The organism is Salegentibacter flavus (assembly GCF_900115145.1).
In the GTDB taxonomy this organism is placed as follows: Bacteria; Bacteroidota; Bacteroidia; order Flavobacteriales; family Flavobacteriaceae; genus Salegentibacter; species Salegentibacter flavus.
Window position 1 is genome coordinate 1 of the sequence record NZ_FOVL01000015.1, and the last position, 19841, is coordinate 19841.

A 19841-nucleotide genomic window follows, 5' to 3' on the forward strand; every position below is an offset into this window, starting at 1 on the left:
ACTACTAATGCCGTAGAGGGTTTTCACCGGCAGGTAAGAAAAGTAACCAAGACCAAAGGAGCTTTCACTAATGATATGGCGTTATTGAAGCTGGTTTATCTGGCTACCCAAAGAATTGAAAAGAAATGGAACGCTCCACTGCAGAATTGGGGCTTGGTAGTTCAACAATTAGCCATTAAATTTGAAGGCCGACTGGAGTTGGATTTAGCAACCAATAAAACGAAAAGCTAAATTTTCCTCCTCCGGGGGTACCCCCGGAGGAGGAAGGAGACAGAGTTGAGCTAACACTCCCGAAGTTTTTTTGGTACTCTTCCGGTAAGTTTCTATGACGTTCTTGGTAATAGGATGGGAGAACACTTTCAGTGCTTCTACTTACATAAATATAAGTAGTATTATAATTTGCTGCAATTACTTTTAATCTGCTAAGCTTATCAGTTAAGCTACTTTTGTTTTGATGGACTAAAAGCATTTCTTCAGAAATGAAAATGTTCTTGAATTTTTTAAAATGAAAGTCTATCTCATAACAAACATATTTTAAATCATTATTTTGACCGGAACAATAGTTAAAAATAAGTTTGGATAATTCTTTTTTTCCGGATCTGGGTTGAGTAATGCCACCATAAAACCATTCTTCTTTTTCTATTTTCTGTAAAAGATATTGAAAAGAAGTAGTACCAGTTTTCGGAGGGCCCAAATGAATAAACAGTCTTCCCTTGCTTTTTGACTTCATAATTTTTAAATTTTTACATCCATCTATTACTTCCTGAGGTCTCATCCTAGGACTTCTTGGTTGACTTTGCACCTCTTCCTAGATCTTCTCGAGAAATGGATAATTAACTAGATTTAATAAATTTCGCCTTGCGGCATTGTGATTGCAATCAACGAGTTATAGGTTTTTTCTTCATGTATTGATTTTATGGGTCATAGGTAATAATACAACTCTAGATCCCATTTAGATCAATTATTAGTTAACAATACTTTAGGACAACCTTTCTCAGGAGAAGCCTTTTTAATCCAATTATGCTTTTATATTTGCACTTAAATTTATTTTCACTCTTAATCTAAACTAGATTTATAAGTTAAAAATGTATTAAATAAATTGATAAGTGTTTAAAAATTTTATAAAAAAATATTTCGAAAGCTTCGTATATTTTTACTCATATTTAAGATATAGAGTTTTCTTAATAATCTTCTTTAGTATTCTCGTTGGTTTGCTCGATGGATTTGGTTTAACAATGTTTCTTCCTCTACTTCAAATGGTTAGTGATAATTCACAAGTGGATCCCGAATCTTTAGGAAAATTAAGATTTTTGGTTGATTTTTTTGGACAAGTGGGTATACCTCTTAATTTGATTTCCATTTTGGTACTTATGCTTATCTTTTTCTTTGGCAAGGCTGTAGTACAATATATAGGGGGAGTTTATAATGTAAATGTACGCGAATGGTTTATTAAAAAGATCAGGTTAGAAAATATAAAAGGTCTTAATAATCTAGCTTACAAATATTTTGTAATGGCAGATGTAGGTAGAATTCAAAATACCCTGACAGGGGAAGTAGACAAGGTAGCGGGTTCCTACTTTAATTATTTTAAAGCTTTTGAATATGGTATTTTGGTTGCTGTATATATGGGGTTCGCCTTTACTCTCAATGCACAGTTTGCGATTTTGGTAACTATTGGAGGGGTATTGACTAATTTTCTTTATAAAAAATTGTATGAAAATACGAGAGGATTATCCAGAGATTTAACTGGTGAAAATAATGTTTTTCAAAGTTTAATTATTCAAAATGTTTCCAATTATAAGTATTTAAAAGCTACGGGGTCACTAGGCAAATATGCGAAAAAACTGGAAGATTCTGTTTTTAGAATTCAGGATAGTAATAAAAAAATAGGAAAATTAGATGTATTGCTTACTTCTGGAAGGGAGCCTATTCTCATTACCGTTGTGGTTTTAGTAATAATTATTCAGACTACATTTTTAAGTGCAGATCTAGGATCAATTCTTATAAGCCTTATATTCTTTTATCGTGCTTTGAACTACTTAATGCAGATGCAGGTAAGATGGAATAAATTTTTAAGTTTTTCAGGTTCTCTTGAAAATATGGCAAAATTCGGTAAGGAACTTCGAAAGAATAGGGAGACACATGGCTCAGAACTGCTGATGGAACCTATTGATAATCTCACCCTTAAGAATGTTTCATTTAAATATAATAACACAACGGTTATAGAAAATCTGTCATTCTCTGTTCAGAAAAATGAAACAATCGCGTTTGTAGGGGAAAGTGGAAGCGGGAAAACTACTTTGGTAAATATTTTAGCTGGTTTACTACCAATAGATTCCGGTAGTTTCTTTATTAATGGTAATAATAGCAATAATATTGAAATTTCAGAACTTCAAAAAAAAATTGGGTATATAACTCAGGACCCCGTTATTTTTAATGACACCTTATTTAACAATATTACATTTTGGGCTGAGCAAAATCAAGAAAATCTGGATAAATTTTGGAAGGCTGTTAAACAGGCTGCGATTTATGATTTTGTTGTTAGATTAGCACAGCAAGAAAATGAAGTCTTAGGGAATAATGGGGTGAATTTAAGTGGAGGTCAGAGACAACGTGTGTCTATTGCAAGAGAACTCTTTAAGAATGTGGAAATTTTAATTCTTGATGAAGCTACTTCAGCCTTGGATTCAGAAACAGAGAAAGCTATTCAACAAAATATTGATCTACTTAAAGGCGAGTACACTATTTTAATTGTAGCTCATAGAATTTCGACTATTAAAAATGCCGATAAAATAGTAGTTATGAAAAACGGAAGTATTTCAAATAATGGTAATTTCAGTGAATTAACTAAAAATTCTGTTTATTTTAAAAAATTGGTTGAATTGCAGGAAATATAATTTGTCTAAATAGGAAGCTTATTATATTGAATAACAGTTTAAAGTTTAATAAAAAAACTTCTCCTGTAGGAAATTCAATATATTTTTTTCGAAATTTTTTTAATTGTATAATATAAACAAAATATGGATTTAAAAGATAAATCAATATTAATTACTGGCGGCACAGGTTCCTTAGGGAAGGCCCTTACCAAACACATTTTAAATTATAATTCCGATATTAAAAGATTGGTTATATTTTCTAGAGACGAACAGAAACAGTTTGCAATGGCTCAGGATTTCCCGGCGGATAAATTTCCTCAACTGAGATTTTTTATAGGTGATGTAAGAGATGAAGCTAGGGTAAAAAGAGCTTTAAAAGGAATAGATTATGTAATTCACGCAGCGGCAATGAAACATGTTCCTATAGCCGAGTATAATCCTATGGAATGTGTGAAAACAAATATCATGGGTGCAGAGAATATAATAAATGCCTGTCTGGAAACCGATGTTGAGAGAGTCGTAGCTCTTTCTACCGATAAAGCTGCAGCACCAATAAATTTATATGGAGCAACTAAATTGGCTTCTGATAAATTATTTGTTGCCGCAAACAATATTACCGGGTGGAACCCGATTAAATTTTCGGTGGTGAGATACGGGAATGTTATGGGATCCAATGGTTCAGTAATTCCTTTTTTCCTTAAAAAGAAGAAGGAAGGAGTGTTGCCAATTACTGAGCCAACCATGACAAGGTTCAATATTTCCCTTCAGGGAGGAGTAGATATGGTGATGCACGCCCTGGAACATGCCTGGGGAGGAGAGATTTTTGTCCCAAAAATACCTTCTTATAAAATAATGGATATCGCTGAAGCCATAGGACCGGAATGTGAAAAGGCAGTAGTAGGCATTCGCCCCGGAGAGAAAATCCATGAGGAGATGATCACCGATTCTGACTCTTATTATACTTATGATCTTGGAAAGTATTATACTATTTTACCTTCTACCCATAAATGGAAATTGGAAGATTTTATAGAAAAATTTAATGCAAAAAAGGTTAAACCTGGCTTTCAGTATAATTCCGGTCAAAATGAAGAATGGGATTCAGTAGAAAATCTTCGAGATCTGATAAAGGAACATGTAGATCCAACCTTTGAAGTTTAGTTTATGAATAATCCAATTCCATACGGTCGCCAAAATATCACAGAGGAGGATATAGAGGCCGTTGTGAGCACTTTAAAATCTGATTATCTTACCCAGGGGCCTCGAATTGCCAAGTTTGAAGAAGCTTTTGCTGCTTATGTTGATAGTAAATATGCAGTGGCGGTTTCAAACGGTACTGCAGCCCTTCATCTTTGTGCGATGGCCCTGAATGTTCAGCCCGGGGATAAGGTAATAACCACACCTATAACCTTTGCGGCTTCAGCAAATTGTGTGCGTTATTGTGGTGGGGAAGTGGTTTTTGCTGATATTGATCCTGAATCTTATTTGCTGGACATTAATAAAGTCAGGGAACTTTTGGAGGCATCTCCCAAAGGAACTTACCAAGGAATTATTCCTGTAGATTTTGCGGGGAGAGCTGTAAACCTAGAAGAATTCAGACAGCTTGCTGAAGAATATGATCTTTGGATAATAGAAGATGCCTGTCACGCTCCTGGGGGTTACTTTGAAGACGCTAAAAGTCAAAAACAGTTATGTGGTAACGGAAATTTTGCCGATTTAGCCATTTTTTCCTTTCACCCTGTTAAACATATTGCCAGTGGCGAAGGCGGAATGATTACCACCAACGATAAGGAACTTTACGAAAAATTACTTCGTTTAAGAACACATGGAATCATAAAGGATGAAAGTAAATATAAAAATACACCAGAATTCGCTATAGGTTTAGACGAATCCCGAATCCCGAATCCCGAATCCCGCTCTTATCCCAACTGGTATATGGAAATGCAGGAATTAGGTTATAATTACAGATTAACCGATTTCCAGGCCGCCTTGGGAAATAGCCAGTTAAAAAGGGCAGATGAAGGTTTGGCCAAAAGAAGAGAAATTGCTGCGACCTATTTGAAGGCATTTAAAGAAAAGGATTACATTAAAGGTCAATCCGGAGTTGTAGAAGGACATGCCTATCATTTATATGTACTTGAGGTAGAAGACAGGTTGGGACTATATAATTACTTAAGAGAAAATAAAATTTTTGCACAAATTCATTATATCCCCTGTCATTTAATGCCATATTACCGCGAGCTGGGATGGCAGGAAGGAGATTTGCCCGTTGCAGAACATTATTACAAATATTGTGTCAGTTTACCTATGTTTCCTACTTTGCAAGAAGAAGAACAGGACTTTGTAATAGAGAAGATTAATTCATTTTATGAAGATTAGGGAGAAATTAGGTTTAGGAACCGTTCAGTTTGGTCTCCCATATGGCATATCCAATAAAAGTGGGCAAACCCCTACAAAGGAGGTTGTTAAAATTCTCGATACAGCCAAATCTTATAAGATAGAAATTTTGGATTCAGCATCTGCCTATGGAAGTTCTGAAGATGTACTTGGGCTAAATGATCTTTCCTACTTTAAAATGGTCTCTAAATTTATGCCACCATCCAAGGAGGAAGGTATTTCAGTCCAATTAAACCAAAGCCTGGAAAAGCTGGGACTTAAGTCTTTTTACGGATATCTAGCCCATCGCCCTATGGATATTTTAGATCACCCGGAGCAGTGGGAAGAATTACAAAGATTTAAATTTGAGGCTAAAGTAGAAAAAATTGGTTTTTCACTTAATGAGCTTCTTGAGCTAGAACAGCTTTTGGAAAAAGGATATTATCCGGATTTAGTTCAGGTTCCTTATAATTACTTTGACAGGAGGTTTGAAACAGCTATAAAAGAACTAAAAAGTAGAGGTTGTGAAATTCATACAAGATCAGCATTTTTACAGGGTTTATTTTTTATGAATCCTCAGGAACTGGACAATTTTTTTGATGAAGTGAAGCCTCTATTAATTCAACTTCAGGAAAAATCTCCTTTAAACGGAGCGCTCTTAAAGTTTGTTTTGGATAAACCATTTGTTGAAAGAGTAATTATAGGAGTGGAAAATGAATTACAGTTATTACAGAATATAGAGAATTTAGAAAATGCACCTGATTTACCTGAATTAGAAAATAAAATAACTGATAAAATTTTAATACCCTCAAAATGGCCAGTTTAGAGAACGTTTTTAGTGTAAACTTAAATCAGAAAGTAATCTTAGTTACCGGAGGCTATGGTTATTTGGGGAAAGCCATTACAGAAAGTTTACTTGCTCATAATGCCCGGGTTTTTGTGCTTGGTAGAGATAAGAATAAGTTTTATAAAGCTTTTGAGACCAATAAGAATTTAGATGAAAACCTTTTCTTTGAATATTGTGATATTTCGGAAACTGAAAGTATTAAAAATGCTTTTTCAAATATTTCCCAAAAAAACACTGTTAATACTTTAATTAATAATGCGGTTTATTTGTCTGGGCAATCTCCCGAGAAGATGACAGATGAAGATTGGTCGCGAGGGGTAGACGGTGTCTTGAATTCAGTTTTTAGAACAATTAGAGAAATAATACCGTATTTTAAAACTACCGGAGAAGGAAAAATTATTAATGTCTCTTCTATGTATGGGATGGTAGCCCCAGATTTTAGTGTATATGATGAATCCCCGAATTTTTTGAACCCTCCTCATTACGGGGCAGCTAAAGCCGGTGTAATACAGCTTACAAAATATTATGCATCATATTTAGGAAAATGGAATATTAAGGTAAATGCGGTAAGCCCTGGTCCATTTCCTTCAAAGAAAGTTCAAGAGAATAGAGAATTTATAAATGAATTGAAACAAAGAACCTGTTTGGACAGGATTGGACAACCAGAGGATTTAGGTGGTATATTCACTTTCCTATCTTCAGATGCATCTAATTTTATTACCGGACAAAATTTTACAGTTGATGGTGGATGGACTTCCAAATAAAAAAATAGCTTTTATTATCCAGGCTCGTATGGCATCTACCCGTTTACCCGGGAAAATACTAATGCCTATGCCGATTGGGTCGGATAAAAGTTTATTATTTCGAATTGTTGAAGGGGTAAAAAAAATAAAAATCCAAAAAGAAATTTATATAGCAACTTCCTTAGATACCAAAAATGATCCTCTGGAGGCATTCTGTGAAATTAATAATATAAAATGCTATAGAGGATCCGAGGATAATGTTTTAAGTCGTTTTATTGATATTTTAAAGAGTGGTGAGTTTGACTATGTTGTTCGTTTAACAGGAGATAATCCTATAATAGATACAAACTTCCTTGAAAAAAGCCTTGCAGCACATGCTAATTCTCAAGTTGATTATACAATAACGAAAGGATTGCCTACGGGAATGAATTTTGAAATAATTACCACACAAGCTTTATTAAGTTTAGAGTTTCAAAAGCTTACGAAAGAAGATGAAGAACATGTTACCCTATTTTTGAGAAAAAGTGGAAGATATAATTTATCAACTTTTGAAGTTGAGAAAAATGAAAATTTAGAAGGGCTGCGTTTAACTATTGATTATCCTTCTGATTATTTGGTGTTATCTGCTATTTTTTCAATTGGCCATAAATTTAAAATTCCGGCAGGCCTGGATTTAATTAAATTTTGCAAGGACCATTATAGTTGGTTATTCGAAGTTAATAAATCTAATTATCAAAAAAAGTTTATAAATCCTTGGAAGAAGAAATACAACAAATAGAGCCTTTACTTCAGGAATATGAGTTTGATAGACTATCTTCTTTTTTAAAAAATAAAGATGAGTAATTACAAATCTCTGAAAAATCAACGTTTTTCTCTAGGGAACTATTCTATTGTTCCTATTCGAAAAGAGGATCGGTATGATATTATGAAGTGGCGTAATGAACAAATGTATCACTTACGCCAAAGTGAATTGCTTACAAAAAAAAAACAAGATAATTATTTTTATACGGTCGTAGCTGATTTATTTGAGCAGACTCAGCCTTCTCAAATTCTTTTTTCTTATCTCGAAGGCGAAAAATGTATGGGTTATGGAGGCTTAGTGCATATTAATTGGATAGATAGGAATGCCGAGATTTCATTTATAATGAATTCCAGTCTGGAAAAAGAATTTTTTGAATTTCATTGGATCAACTTTTTAAAATTATTGGAAAAGGTTGCATTTAATGAGATTAATCTTCATAAAATTTATACTTACGCCTTTGATTTAAGACCAAGACTATATAACGCGATTGAGCAAGCTGGATTTGGTTTTGAATTAGAATTAAAAGAGCAGTGTTTTTTTCAAGAGAAGTATATTGATGTTAAAATTCATTCTAAGTTTAATAAGAAAAATGAAATACGTCACGTAAAATTTACTGACTTATATTTAACATATTCCTGGGCGAACGATCAAAAAGTTAGAGAATTTTCTTTTAATAAGGATAAAATTACTTTAAAGGAACATGCGAGTTGGTTCTTTTCCAAATTGGAAAATACAAATTCTGAATATTATTTATTAGAAGTTCAGGGAGTGGCAGCGGGTTCAATTAGGTTTGATCTAGAGGAGGAAAGTATAGCTAAAATTAATTATCTTTTAGATCCAAAATTCACTGGAAAGGGATTGGGTACTTATTTATTAGAAAATGGGATACAATTTTTAATGGAAAATAGGCCCTTAGTACAAATGGTCTATGGGTATGTTTTAAAAGAAAATATTCCTTCGATTAAAATATTTCAGAAATTATCTTTCAATGAAATTTCTAATGATACCTCAGAATTAAAATTTGAAAAATTTATCTAATGAAAATAGGAAATAAAGTAATAGGTGCACCTAAACCTGTATTTATTATTGCGGAGTTATCTGCTAACCATAATGGAAGTATTGGAACAGCTTTAAAAACGATTAAAGCTGCGAAAAGGGCTGGTGCTGACTGTATTAAATTACAAACTTACACTCCTGATACAATTACCATTAATTCAACAAAAAAAGATTTTTTAATAAAAGGCACTATCTGGGAGGGTAAAAATCTTTATAATCTATATGAACAGGCCTACACCCCATGGGAATGGCATCAAGCTCTTTTTGAGGCTGCTGCTGAAGAAGGCTTAATATGCTTTTCCTCCCCGTTTGATAAAACTGCGGTCGATTTTTTAGAAGAACTAAATGCACCTGCCTATAAAATTGCTTCGTTTGAAATTACTGATATTCCTTTAATAGAATATACTGCTTCAAAAGGTAAGCCGGTAATAATTTCTACTGGGATTGCAGAGCAGGAAGATATTGAACTTGCTTTAGAGGCCTGCAGGAGAATGGGTAACAACGATATAGCCTTATTAAAATGTACTTCATCTTATCCAGCGCCTATAGAAGAAGCTAATATGGTCATGATAAAAGACTTGTCCCGGCGTTATAATGTTATTTCCGGACTGTCAGACCATACACTTGGAAGTACAGTGCCTATTGTTGCCACCGCTATGGGCGCTAAAATAATAGAAAAGCATTTTATATTAGATAAGAGCATAGGAGGTCCTGATGCTTCATTTTCTATGGATGAACAGGAATTTACTGAAATGGTAAAAGCAGTCAGGGATGCAGAAAAGGCTATAGGAAAGGTTGATTATACATTGACAGAAAAACAGAAAAAGGGTAGGGATTTTAGCCGCTCTCTTTACGTGGTAGAAGATATTAAAGCTGGCGAGGTTATAACCGAAAAAAATGTTCGTAGTATAAGGCCGGGCTTTGGCATGCATCCTAAAAATCTTTATAAATTATTAGGATCAACTGTGATTGCAGATATAGAAAAGGGCACAAGAGTAAGCTTTGATTTAATTGAGTAATTATGAAAATTGTATTTTTTATTCCGAAGATTCTCAGAGATTCTCACAGATATATTTATAATTTCGATCGTTTTGAAGCTGAAGGGCTAGACTTTGCAATTTTGGATGCCACAATTTTTTACGGAAATGTTGCTACAACCACTGAGAATATAATCTTACAAAATAGATATATTATTAGAGATAAAGAGGATTTTGATAACTTTAACCAAACCTTACCAAAGGAAAGTATACTTTACGTAATAAAAGATCACGACCTTAATTATTCCTCCCGCGAACTAAAAAAAATTATCAGAAAAAACGATATAATTTTATCTTACAATACTAAAACTTTTGCTACACTTGAAACCCCTCCAAAATGGAGAACACTAATTGAAAAATCTGTACGAAAATTGGCCGAGGTTTTACCTCTCCATTTTTTAAAGTATTATTACAGTATTTTTTATAATATTCCACTTCCTGATTATTATTTATGCAGTACTTCCTATTTATTACCTCTTAAAGCTTATTTGACCGTAAAACCTGCAAATCGCTTTTCGGTGCATGCGGACGATATGAATCATATTATCAATGAACCAAGTGAGAGGTTCGTGGAGGAGGGGAAGAAATTGGCTGTTTTCCTTGATCAGGGTATTCCTTTTCTGCATAAAACACATCCGGGAGTTTATAAAGACTCCTTTCCGGAAGAATATCTTGATAATTATTATTCAAACCTTATGACTACCTTTTCTCATATAAAGAAAACATCTAATATTGATGAAATAATTGTAGCCCTTCATCCCGATGCCGTTGTATTCGAAAAGGAATTATACGGTAAATTCCCTGGAATACAAACAATTATTGGTAAAACGAAAGATTTGATCAGAGAGGCAGATTTGGTTTTAGCTCATAATAGTACTTCAATAAATTTTGCGGTCTATTATGAAAAACCTGTATTAATTTTTAAAGATGATTTAATTTATAACTATCACCCCCGAGTTAAAAAATTATTTGATTTCTATACAGGTTATTTAAATATGAATAGTATCTATATTGATAAAAATTTACAGGATCAACAAGCGAAACCGTTTATTGACAGAGAAAGATATCAACTTTATAAAAACAGATATATAAAAGATAATCATATTCAAGAAAATTCCTATTATTATGCGATTAACAGGATTTTGAAAACAGAATCATAATCTTAAAAAGCAATTTTTACGTTTCAAAGAATTATTATGTAACTAAGGGGGAGGTTGTTTTTGAATAACATTATTAAACCCTATTATGTATCTTCTATTTAATAGAAAATTTAAATTTGTTTATTTATAATCACTAAAAACTAAGTTTTGGCAAAAAGCCCTCTACTACGAATCTTATCTTATCATTCAATTAATGATTCCTATAATTTTGATAAACAAATAAAATTTCTACGCAAAAATTTCAGTATCATTTCTTATTATCAATTAACTGTTTTTTTAAAAAATAGATGTCTCCCTGAAAAACCATTACTCATAACTTCTGATGATGGAGATAAATCTTTTTATGATAACGCTTTTCCCATTTTAAAAAATCACGAACTTTCTGCTACTTTATTTGTAATCACAAATCTAATTGGTACTTCTACACCATTTTGGTGGAACGAGATTGAATATTACCTTGGAAAAAATGAAGGAAATAAAAAAGTTTTGGAAGTAAAATGCTGGGCTAATAAAAGGCGTGAAGCTTATTTGGAAGAATTAAGGAATACCTCTTCTAAACCTATTTTAAAATATGACCAGTTAACGCCGGGACAATTGAGAGAAATGCAGGAAGCCGGGATAACAATAGCAAACCATTCCCATACCCACCCAATGTTTGATAAATGCACCCCTGAAGAACTGGAACATGAAATGAGTAAATCAACGATCATTTTAAGAGATCTCGGTTTCACCCCTGATGTTTTTGCTTACCCTAATGGTAATTTTTCACCTAATGCAGAATCTATATTACAAAAATATGGAATTAAACAAGCTTACTTATTTGATCATAAAATAAATAAAGGAGATGTGAATCCTTTAAGAATTTCGAGGTTAGTAGTTAATGACACGACACCCCTTTGGAAGTTTAAGCTTATTTTAAGCGGATGGCATACTAAAATATTACCCATAACCAAAGCTCTTGGAAAATTAAGAAAATGACTAAACTTGAATTTCTGCATAGAGTAACAGCCAGATTAAAATACAACCCATTATGGGCTGGAATCCTTAATAAAACTGGTAGAAACCTTTATAACAAAAACTGGATTTTTATTACGGGATGTTATAATTCCGGTACTACTCTTTTAGATCAAATTCTTGCTACACACCCAAAAATAAGCGGTTTGCCGGATGAAGGTGTTATGTTGACAGATCAGTTAGTAAGGCCTGAGGATTTTGGGTGGAGAAGGATGTGGGGGGAATGTGAACAGGATATGGAACTCTCTCCACGTAATCAATCAAAAAAACCTAAACGAATTAAAAAACAATGGTCACATTTTTATGAATTAAATAGTGAATTTTTACAGGAAAAATCAATCTCTAACATTACCAGATTAAATTTTTTTAATGAAAATTTTCGTCCTGCTTGGTTTATCCATATTATAAGAAATGGCTATGCGGTCGCTGAAGGGATTCAAAGAAAAGCAGAAGTAATGGAAGGAAATCCTTATTTTGAAAAAGGGAAATATCCTCTTTCTTTGTGTGCCAATCAATGGGTGAGATCACTTCAGTTATTTGAGGAACACAAGGAAAGACTTCAAAATGTGATAGAGGTCAAGTATGAAGATCTTGCCCAGAACCCATCAGAGGTGGTAAATGATATTCTGGAAAGAATTGGTTTGGAAAAATTTCCGAAAGATTACTTCGAGAAATCTTTTACGATTCACGAAAAAAATAGTAAGATTAAAAATATGAATCCTTCCAGCTTTAATCGCTTGGAGGCAAATGACATTAAAACCATAAATGAAGTTGCAGGGCAGTATTTGACTTCCTATGGCTATAAATTGTTTCAGAAATGAGAGTTTTATATATCCAGGATAGTTTAGGTACGGGTGGGGCTGAAAAATCAAATGCTGAATTATGGTACTACTTAAGAGAAAAAGGGGTAAAAATTAAAATAGTCGTTTTAGAACACAGAGAGGAGGGTATTGAGCAGGAAATTCTGAATGCAGCTTTTGAAGTTATTTTTCTGGATCAGGGCTCCTTTTTCCACCACATGGTACAATTAAAGAGAATTATTAAAGATTATCAACCTGACCTGGTTCACAGTATTTTGTTTAAGGCTGCCATGCGAACCCGAAGTGCAAAATTGCTGATAAATTTTAAAAATATTGAAAGCCTGGTGAATGCCACTTATGCAAAGATTAGATATAAGGACCCTAAGATTAATTCAAAAACCCTTAGGATATATGAAAAGCTAGATGGGTTTTCTGAAAAGTTTGGTGTAGATCATTTTATTGCTATTACGCAAGAGGTGGCAAGGCATTATCAAGAACATTTAAATATCAAGAAAGAAAAAATTTCTGTAATCTACAGAGGGAGGAAAGAAAATCCTAACCTTAATCGAAAAAAGGAACTACGTGCCACATTTACAGAGGAGTTGGGGTTGAATTCCGGGGGTCCTATATTCATTCATGTAGGCCGTCAGGAATTTCAGAAAGCTCATCTTGATATTTTGAAAGCAATTAAAATAGCTGATAATCAATTATTCAGTGCAGGCGCTCAATTTCTATTTTGCGGAAGAAAAGGAAATGCTTCAGCAGCAATTGAAGAGTTCCTGAAAGATAATGAGATGAAAACCAGGATCAAATTTTTGGGACATCGGAATGATATTTATGAGTTATTGGCCGCTGCAGATGTGTTTGTCTTTCCCTCCCTGTTCGAAGGCCTGGGAGGATCGCTTATTGAAGCTCAGGCAGCCGGTTTGCCTGTAATTTGTTCTGACATCACGGTTTTTAAAGAAGTAATTACAGAGAGGAATGCACTGATTCATGAAACAAATAACCCGGAATCCTTGGCTAAACAGTTGGTTCAAATTTTAAGTGAAGATTGGAAAAAAATGGGGGAAATTAGTTTAAAGAATTATGCACATAATTTTAAGTTGGAGGAAGTAAATAAAAATATGTTCGACCTTTATAAAAACCTGCTGGAATAATTAGAAAAAATAGCTGATTAAGAATAAAGAAATAAGAGGAATGTGTGAATAAAATCAAAGTCTTATATATAATTGATACCCTTGAGGGTTATGGAGCTGAAAAAAGTTTGGTCGAAATAACCTCTAACTTTAAACATATTAATCCTGTATTTGCTCATATTTATCAGGGAGATATGCTAAAACCAAGGTTAGAAGATGCCGGAGTTAGAGTTTACTCCCTGGATATACGAAAAAAATATGCTTTTAATACTGCGGTAAAAAAGCTTAAAGCTATTTATTTGCAGGAAAAACCCGATATTATTCACGCTACTTTATTTCGGTCTGAGATTATTTCCAGAAAGTTGAAACAAATTTTTCCTCAAATTTATCTGGTAGGTAGCTTTGTAAGTAATGCCTACTCCGGGGAAAGATTTAGAAAAAAAGGCACTCTGGACAAATTCAAACTCGCCTATTTCCATAATATTGATAAACGATCTGCCCCTTTGGTAAACCGATTCATTTCCAATTCTGAAACTATAAAAGAAAACACTGCCCGAGCTCTAGGAATAGAATCTAATAAGGTTCAGGTTATCTATAGGGGAAGGAAAAGTGCAAATTTTGATCCCTTAAAAGTTCAGGGCGATCTACCGTATTTAAATAACCAAAATCAAATTCTTTTAAATGTTAGTAGGTTAATTCCCTTAAAAGGACAGATGGACCTTTTAAAAGCTATGCCCCAGGTCATTAAGAATTATCCTCAAATACAATTGGTTTTTGCCGGGCACGGCAGTTACCGGGAATATTTGGAGCGACAGTCTCGAAAACTCGGGGTTCAGGACCATATTCGATTTTTAGGTAGAATAGATAATATTCAGAAACTATTGGTTAAAGCTGATATCTTTCTGTATCCATCCTATTCTGAAGGTCTCCCGGGAGCCTTGATTGAAGCTATGATGGCCGAAAGGATTATTATTGCCTCTAATATTCTTGAAAATCTCGAGTGTGTGGATGAAAATTGTGCTTTAATTTATGAAAAAGGGAATGTTCAGGAACTGGCTTCTAATATTCTAAAGGTTCTAAAGAATCCGGGGAACTACCAATCAATGGCTCAAAATGCCCGAATTAAGGCAATCGAAAAATTTGAACTTGAAAAAGTGGTAGCAGAATATGAGAAATTTTATTTAAATGCAGTTCCAATCAAAAATGTAGAATCTGGGGTTGTACGGAAAAAGACTCTAAAAATCCTTCATATTATTCAAAAACCACAAAATCGTGGGGCTGAGAATTTTGCGAGTCAGTTGGCTAACCATCAAATAAATAATGGAAATAATGTAAAATTAGTTTCGGTGTTTTCAGGTAACGCAAATTTACCCTGGAAGGGGGGAATTGAGAGTTTGGATGCCTCTGCAAAATTGAGATTTTTGGATTATAAGGCCTGGAAAAAACTGAATGAGATAATTAAGGAATTTAAACCTGATATTATACAGGCCAATGCCGGCGACACTTTAAAGTATGCGGTATTTTCAAAAAAAATCTTTGGGTGGAAAATCCCAATAATTTTTAGAAATGCCAGTGAGGTTGGAAGATATTTGAATAGAAATTATCAAAAAGAAATCAATTCCTTTTTCTATAAGAATATTTCTGCTGTAGCTTCGGTTTCAAAAGCATCAAAAACAGATTTATTGCATCATTTCCTTTTCTTAGAAAATAAAACCGAGGTGATACCTATAGGCTTGGAGAAAACGGCTATTCAGTCTTCGTTTATTTTCCCTGATAACAAAAAAAATATTATTCATGTGGGGGGCTTTAGTTTTGAAAAGAACCACAAGGGCCTCATTCGTATTTATAAACAGGTGCTATTTCAGCAAAAAAATGTTTGTCTGCATCTGGTTGGAGACGGGGCATTGAGAGACACCATTGAAAAGGAGGTTTCATTACAGGATTTACAGGATAAAGTAAAATTTTATGGATTTGTGGATAACGCATTACCTATGATATCAAAGGCCGATGTCCTGGTTTTACCAAGCATAATTGAAGGATTACCCGGGGTCTTACTCGAGGCTATGTATTGCAAAACTCCAGTGATTGCCTATAATGTAGGGGGCATTAGTGAAATCGTGAATGCAGACACCGGAATTCTGATTGAAAAAGATGATGAGAATGAATTTGTTAAAGCTGTTATCCAGGTCTTAAATGAAGACAATACAAGCAGAATTGAAAAAGCTCATAAATTGGTTCTTAAAAATTACCTGAATGAAAGTCTGGTTCAGGATTTTGATAAATTATATAAAAAGGTAATTGGTTCCTAAAACCAATCCATCCTTTAGGGTTTTACCTAAACCCTTGTTTTTTCTTAATTAAAATCAAAAATCTTGCTAGCACAAAGGATTGGTTTAACTTTGCTGCATTCATTAGGTTATGCCAAAAATTAAAGTACTTCACATCATTAAATCCCTAGGGCGGGGGGGAGCAGAAATGTTGCTACCCGAAACCCTTAAGCTTCATGATAAGGAAAAATTCGAATTTCATTATATCTATTTTCTTCCATGGAAGGACCAGATGGTCGGAGCAATAGAAGATGCCGGGGGGAAAGTGACCTGCTTTGAGGCAAAAGATAATACCCGTTTGTTATTAAAATACAAAAGTATAATCGGATACTGTAAAGCACATAAAATAGACCTGATCCATTGTCATTTACCCTGGGCAGGCTTTGTGGGGAGATTGGTTCATAGAAAAACCGGTATCCCTGTTATATACACCGAACACAATATGCAGGAGCGCTATCATATCGCTACCAAAAGTATCAATAAAATCAGTTTTAACTCCCAAAACCTGGCTTTGGGGGTATCCCAGGATGTTACCGACTCTATTAAAAAGAACATTCAACCGAAAATTCCTGTTCGAACGCTACTAAACGGGGTGAATACCGAGTCTTTTTTAAGGACATCGGACTCACAAATAAGATCGGAGCTGGGGATCCCGGAAGATGCTATTGTAATTGGAAATGTGGCCGTGTTCAGGTTTCAGAAACGACTTGTGGAGTGGTTGCAGGTGATAAAAAAAATCAGGGAGACGAATTCAAATGTTTACGGGATAATTGTTGGGGCAGGCCCATTAGAAGAGGAGATCAAAAAGGAATGGAAGGATCTTGAACTGGAAAATATTGTCTTTTTTCCCGGCCTGAAAACCGACGTAAAGCCTTATTTCGAGGCCATGGATATATTTATGATGTCTTCATCCTTTGAAGGCCTTCCTATTGCCTTGCTGGAAGCTATGAGTATGGAATGTGCGGTTGTTTCTACCGATGCGGGAGGGATAAAGGAAGTTATTAGAAACGGAAAAGACGGGCTGACCTGTCCTGTTGATAAGTGGGAACAACTTTCAGATAAGGTTCAGATTTTAATTGATGAGCCTGAGAGGTTGAAAGAGTATAAACTAGCAGCGCGCAAACGGGTAAAAGAATCATTTAGTTTACAACGAATGGTTAAGGAATTGGAGGAGCTGTATGAGGAGTTTAGTGCTTAAGGTTCAATGTTTACATGTGAAGGAGTGACGAGGTGACGGTATTAAAGACTTAGAGAAGAGGGGACGTGGAGACCGGGGGACTTGGAGAATTGTAATCAGAGCTCAGTATTCTAGGTTCAGGAAGTTTGAAGTAATCAATAAGTGACGTATTGCAAATAAAATCTTAGTCTGAGTTTGAGCAAATCCACGAAATCCGCTTAAATCCGTAAAATCGATCAAAATCCGTGAAATCAAAAAGATAAAAATGATAATCAGAGAAGCCACTCATAGCGATATTCCACAGATACTAAATGTGTTAAAAGCCAGTCTGGGTGAAACTTCTTCTAAAAAAACTGAGGCGGTCTGGAGGTTTAAGCATATCAAAAATCCTTTTGGAGAATCTCTTGTTTTGGTAGCCGAAGAAAATAACGAAATAGTGGGGGTAAGGGCATTTATGCGATGGAGATGGCAAAGAGGGGAGCAGGTTTACTCTGCATTCAGAGCGGTGGATACCGCGACCCATCCTGATCACCAGGGGAAGGGTATCTTTAAAAAGCTTACATTAAAGGCTCTGGAAATAGGAAAGGAACGTGGTGATGATTTTGTTTTTAATACACCAAATACCCAAAGTAAGCCGGGATATCTTAAAATGGGCTGGGAAGAAGTGGATAAGCTTAAAATCCAGTTGCGTCCCCTGAACTTGCTACAGTTTAAAAATAAAGAATTAGAATACGAAACCTCAGGGAAAGAAGTTGCTATTTCAGAGCTTATGAACACTTATTTTGAGCAATTAAAAACAAGTGACCGACTTTTCACCCCAAAAGACATAGCTTATATAAAATGGCGCTATCTACATAATCCTTTACAGAACTATGTAGTAATATTTGACAGAGAATATTTTATAGCCGGTTACGTTAAGGAACGGAAAAAATTCAATGAGTTCAGGGTGTCGGAGGCTATTATTTCTAAGTTAGGAAAGAAACCGGCTAAATCGGCCCTTCTGAAATTAGCAAAATCATCGGGGGCAAAGGTTTTAAGTGTATCTCCGGATGCCGGACTTCGTTTTAAAGCAGGAATTACCGGGAATTTTGGGCCTGTTCTTACTTATAAGCCCATTAACCTTGATCAGCCTGAATTTTTAAATTTAAAAACCTGGGCTTATAGTTTAGGAGATCTTGAATTATTTTAAATGGTAGGAGTCCTAGTCTTAATATTAGTTCTTTTTCTTATCAATCAGGGCCTTTTTAGTTCTTTTTCTAAAAGGCATAAATGGTTCTCGAAGAAATTGATGAATTTTTTGTTTCTGTACCATCTTTTCTTTTACGGTGTTTATTATACCTATACTCTTTTTAATCGCTCTGATTCTAAATTATATTATGAAAGGCCACAAATGGGTAGTAATTGGTTTGAATTTTTTGGTACCAGTACAACATTTATTGACTTTATGTCCTGGCCTTTTATCAATATTTTAGGTTTCAGTTATGAAATGATGATGGTGCTCTTTGCCTGGTTCGGATATATCGGTTTTGTATACGCTTATCTTTTCTTTAGGGAGAATATTCCAGTTAAGATCAAAGTTTTTAATATTGATTTTATTGTTTTGGTGCTGTTCCTTCCCAATATGCATTTCTGGACGGCTTCCCTGGGGAAAGGAGCTCCAATTTTTATGGGGCTTATGATGTTTGCATATGCTATTAAAGATCCAAAAAAACGATGGGTAGTCTTATTGATCGGATCATTAATAACTTACTATATAAGGCCTCATGTTTTTCTGTTTGTTGCGGTTGGGACGGTATTAGGATATATGACTGGGAAGGAAAAAATATCCTTTTGGAAAAAGCTATTGGTCTATATAGGAATGATAGGCAGCCTTCTTTTAGTACAGGATACGATATTGGGAGTGGCCGGGTTAGATGAATCAGAAAATTTGGTACAGGGCTTTGAAGATTTTTCAGAAGACCGAGCAGGGGAGTTAGCCAGATCGGGCTCAGGAGTTGATATGGCAAATTATCCGCTCCCGTTAAAATTATTCACTTTTTGGTTCAGACCATTGTTTCTAGATGCTCCTGGAGTTTTAGGATTGATTGTTTCTCTCGAAAATCTAATCTATTTGTTTTTGTTTTTTAAAATTCTAAAGAAGGATTTCATCAGTTTTCTAAAAAAATCTCCAGTTAGTGTGAAAATGAGCATTACCGTTTTTTTGCTGGCATCAGTTGCCATGTCTTTTGTGATGTCCAACCTGGGGATTATTATGCGTCAGAAGTCGATGGTGATGTACTTTCTGTTTTTTGTGATCTATTATTATTTGGCGCAGAAGAAATATGATAGGATTGTAAAATTAAGAAGAAGAAGGAAAAAAGCTTTGGTGACCTTCTCTAAATAGGGTTGACCGTTTTTCGAGTTGGTAAATTCGTTATTTCTTGAATCCTTACTTCGGTTCACTGCGAAGTAAAGATCAAGTGAGGTTGACTTCGAGTGGTTTTCCTGGAACGG

18 protein-coding genes are annotated in these 19841 nt (G+C 34.5%); 17 read left to right on the forward strand and 1 reads right to left on the reverse strand.

Annotated features, from left to right (window positions below):
- Window positions 1-231 (forward strand): transposase (locus tag BM266_RS11720; RefSeq protein WP_139220636.1); only part of this gene is annotated, 231 nt, incomplete at its 5' end.
- Here BM266_RS11720 and BM266_RS11725 read toward each other — a convergent pair.
- Window positions 176-775, reverse strand: coding sequence for a hypothetical protein (locus tag BM266_RS11725; protein WP_139220637.1), 600 nt, complete (start codon window positions 773-775; stop codon window positions 176-178). The genes BM266_RS11720 and BM266_RS11725 overlap by 56 nt on opposite strands.
- Before the next feature lie 331 nt (window positions 776-1106).
- Between BM266_RS11725 and BM266_RS11730 the strand changes: the two genes are divergently transcribed.
- The 16 genes from BM266_RS11730 (at window position 1107) to BM266_RS11805 (ending at window position 19731) form a co-directional block, all read left to right on the forward strand.
- The gene (locus BM266_RS11730) at window positions 1107-2897 is read left to right on the forward strand and encodes an ABC transporter ATP-binding protein (protein WP_262506702.1); all 1791 of its coding nucleotides are present in this window, start codon (window positions 1107-1109) and stop codon (window positions 2895-2897) included.
- A 123-nt stretch (window positions 2898-3020) separates the two neighbouring features.
- Window positions 3021-4034, forward strand: a complete 1014-nt coding sequence (gene pseB, locus BM266_RS11735; protein WP_093409895.1) for a UDP-N-acetylglucosamine 4,6-dehydratase (inverting) — start codon at window positions 3021-3023, stop codon at window positions 4032-4034.
- Window positions 4035-4037: 3 nt separating this feature from the next.
- On the forward strand, window positions 4038-5252 hold the full coding sequence (gene pseC, locus BM266_RS11740) for a UDP-4-amino-4,6-dideoxy-N-acetyl-beta-L-altrosamine transaminase (protein WP_093409897.1): 1215 nt from the start codon (window positions 4038-4040) through the stop codon (window positions 5250-5252).
- A complete protein-coding gene (locus BM266_RS11745) occupies window positions 5242-6075 on the forward strand; it encodes an aldo/keto reductase (protein WP_093409900.1) in 834 nt (277 codons plus the stop codon). Before pseC ends, BM266_RS11745 begins: the two co-directional genes overlap by 11 nt.
- Complete coding sequence (locus BM266_RS11750) at window positions 6063-6860, forward strand: SDR family oxidoreductase (protein ID WP_093409904.1); 798 nt, start codon at window positions 6063-6065, stop codon at window positions 6858-6860. The genes BM266_RS11745 and BM266_RS11750 overlap by 13 nt, the downstream gene beginning before the upstream one ends.
- Entirely contained in the window at window positions 6838-7617 is a 780-nt protein-coding gene (locus tag BM266_RS11755; RefSeq protein ID WP_175494802.1) for a cytidylyltransferase domain-containing protein, read from the forward strand. The genes BM266_RS11750 and BM266_RS11755 overlap by 23 nt, the downstream gene beginning before the upstream one ends.
- 57 nt (window positions 7618-7674) lie before the next feature.
- On the forward strand, window positions 7675-8679 hold the full coding sequence (locus BM266_RS17115; RefSeq protein WP_175494803.1) for a GNAT family N-acetyltransferase: 1005 nt from the start codon (window positions 7675-7677) through the stop codon (window positions 8677-8679).
- Window positions 8679-9716 carry a pseudaminic acid synthase gene (pseI, locus tag BM266_RS11765; RefSeq protein WP_093409909.1) on the forward strand — a complete coding sequence of 346 codons (1038 nt, stop codon included), beginning with the start codon at window positions 8679-8681 and terminating at the stop codon, window positions 9714-9716. The genes BM266_RS17115 and pseI overlap by 1 nt, the downstream gene beginning before the upstream one ends.
- 2 nt (window positions 9717-9718) lie before the next feature.
- The gene (locus tag BM266_RS11770; protein ID WP_093409912.1) at window positions 9719-10894 is read left to right on the forward strand and encodes a hypothetical protein; all 1176 of its coding nucleotides are present in this window, start codon (window positions 9719-9721) and stop codon (window positions 10892-10894) included.
- 147 nt (window positions 10895-11041) lie between these two features.
- A complete protein-coding gene (locus tag BM266_RS11775) occupies window positions 11042-11872 on the forward strand; it encodes a polysaccharide deacetylase family protein (RefSeq protein WP_093409915.1) in 831 nt (276 codons plus the stop codon).
- Window positions 11869-12729, forward strand: a complete 861-nt coding sequence (locus tag BM266_RS11780; RefSeq protein ID WP_093409917.1) for a sulfotransferase family protein — start codon at window positions 11869-11871, stop codon at window positions 12727-12729. Before BM266_RS11775 ends, BM266_RS11780 begins: the two co-directional genes overlap by 4 nt.
- The gene (locus tag BM266_RS11785) at window positions 12726-13865 is read left to right on the forward strand and encodes a glycosyltransferase family 4 protein (RefSeq protein WP_093409920.1); all 1140 of its coding nucleotides are present in this window, start codon (window positions 12726-12728) and stop codon (window positions 13863-13865) included. Before BM266_RS11780 ends, BM266_RS11785 begins: the two co-directional genes overlap by 4 nt.
- A 44-nt stretch (window positions 13866-13909) precedes the next feature.
- The gene (locus BM266_RS11790; RefSeq protein ID WP_093409921.1) at window positions 13910-16153 is read left to right on the forward strand and encodes a glycosyltransferase; all 2244 of its coding nucleotides are present in this window, start codon (window positions 13910-13912) and stop codon (window positions 16151-16153) included.
- Window positions 16154-16262: 109 nt separating this feature from the next.
- The gene (locus tag BM266_RS11795) at window positions 16263-17369 is read left to right on the forward strand and encodes a glycosyltransferase (RefSeq protein WP_093409924.1); all 1107 of its coding nucleotides are present in this window, start codon (window positions 16263-16265) and stop codon (window positions 17367-17369) included.
- Window positions 17370-17613: 244 nt separating this feature from the next.
- Window positions 17614-18537: a GNAT family N-acetyltransferase gene (locus tag BM266_RS11800; RefSeq protein ID WP_093409926.1), complete on the forward strand. Its 924-nt coding sequence runs from the start codon at window positions 17614-17616 to the stop codon at window positions 18535-18537.
- A 201-nt stretch (window positions 18538-18738) separates the two neighbouring features.
- Entirely contained in the window at window positions 18739-19731 is a 993-nt protein-coding gene (locus BM266_RS11805; protein WP_245760435.1) for a hypothetical protein, read from the forward strand.
- Window positions 19732-19841: the final 110 nt, after the last annotated feature.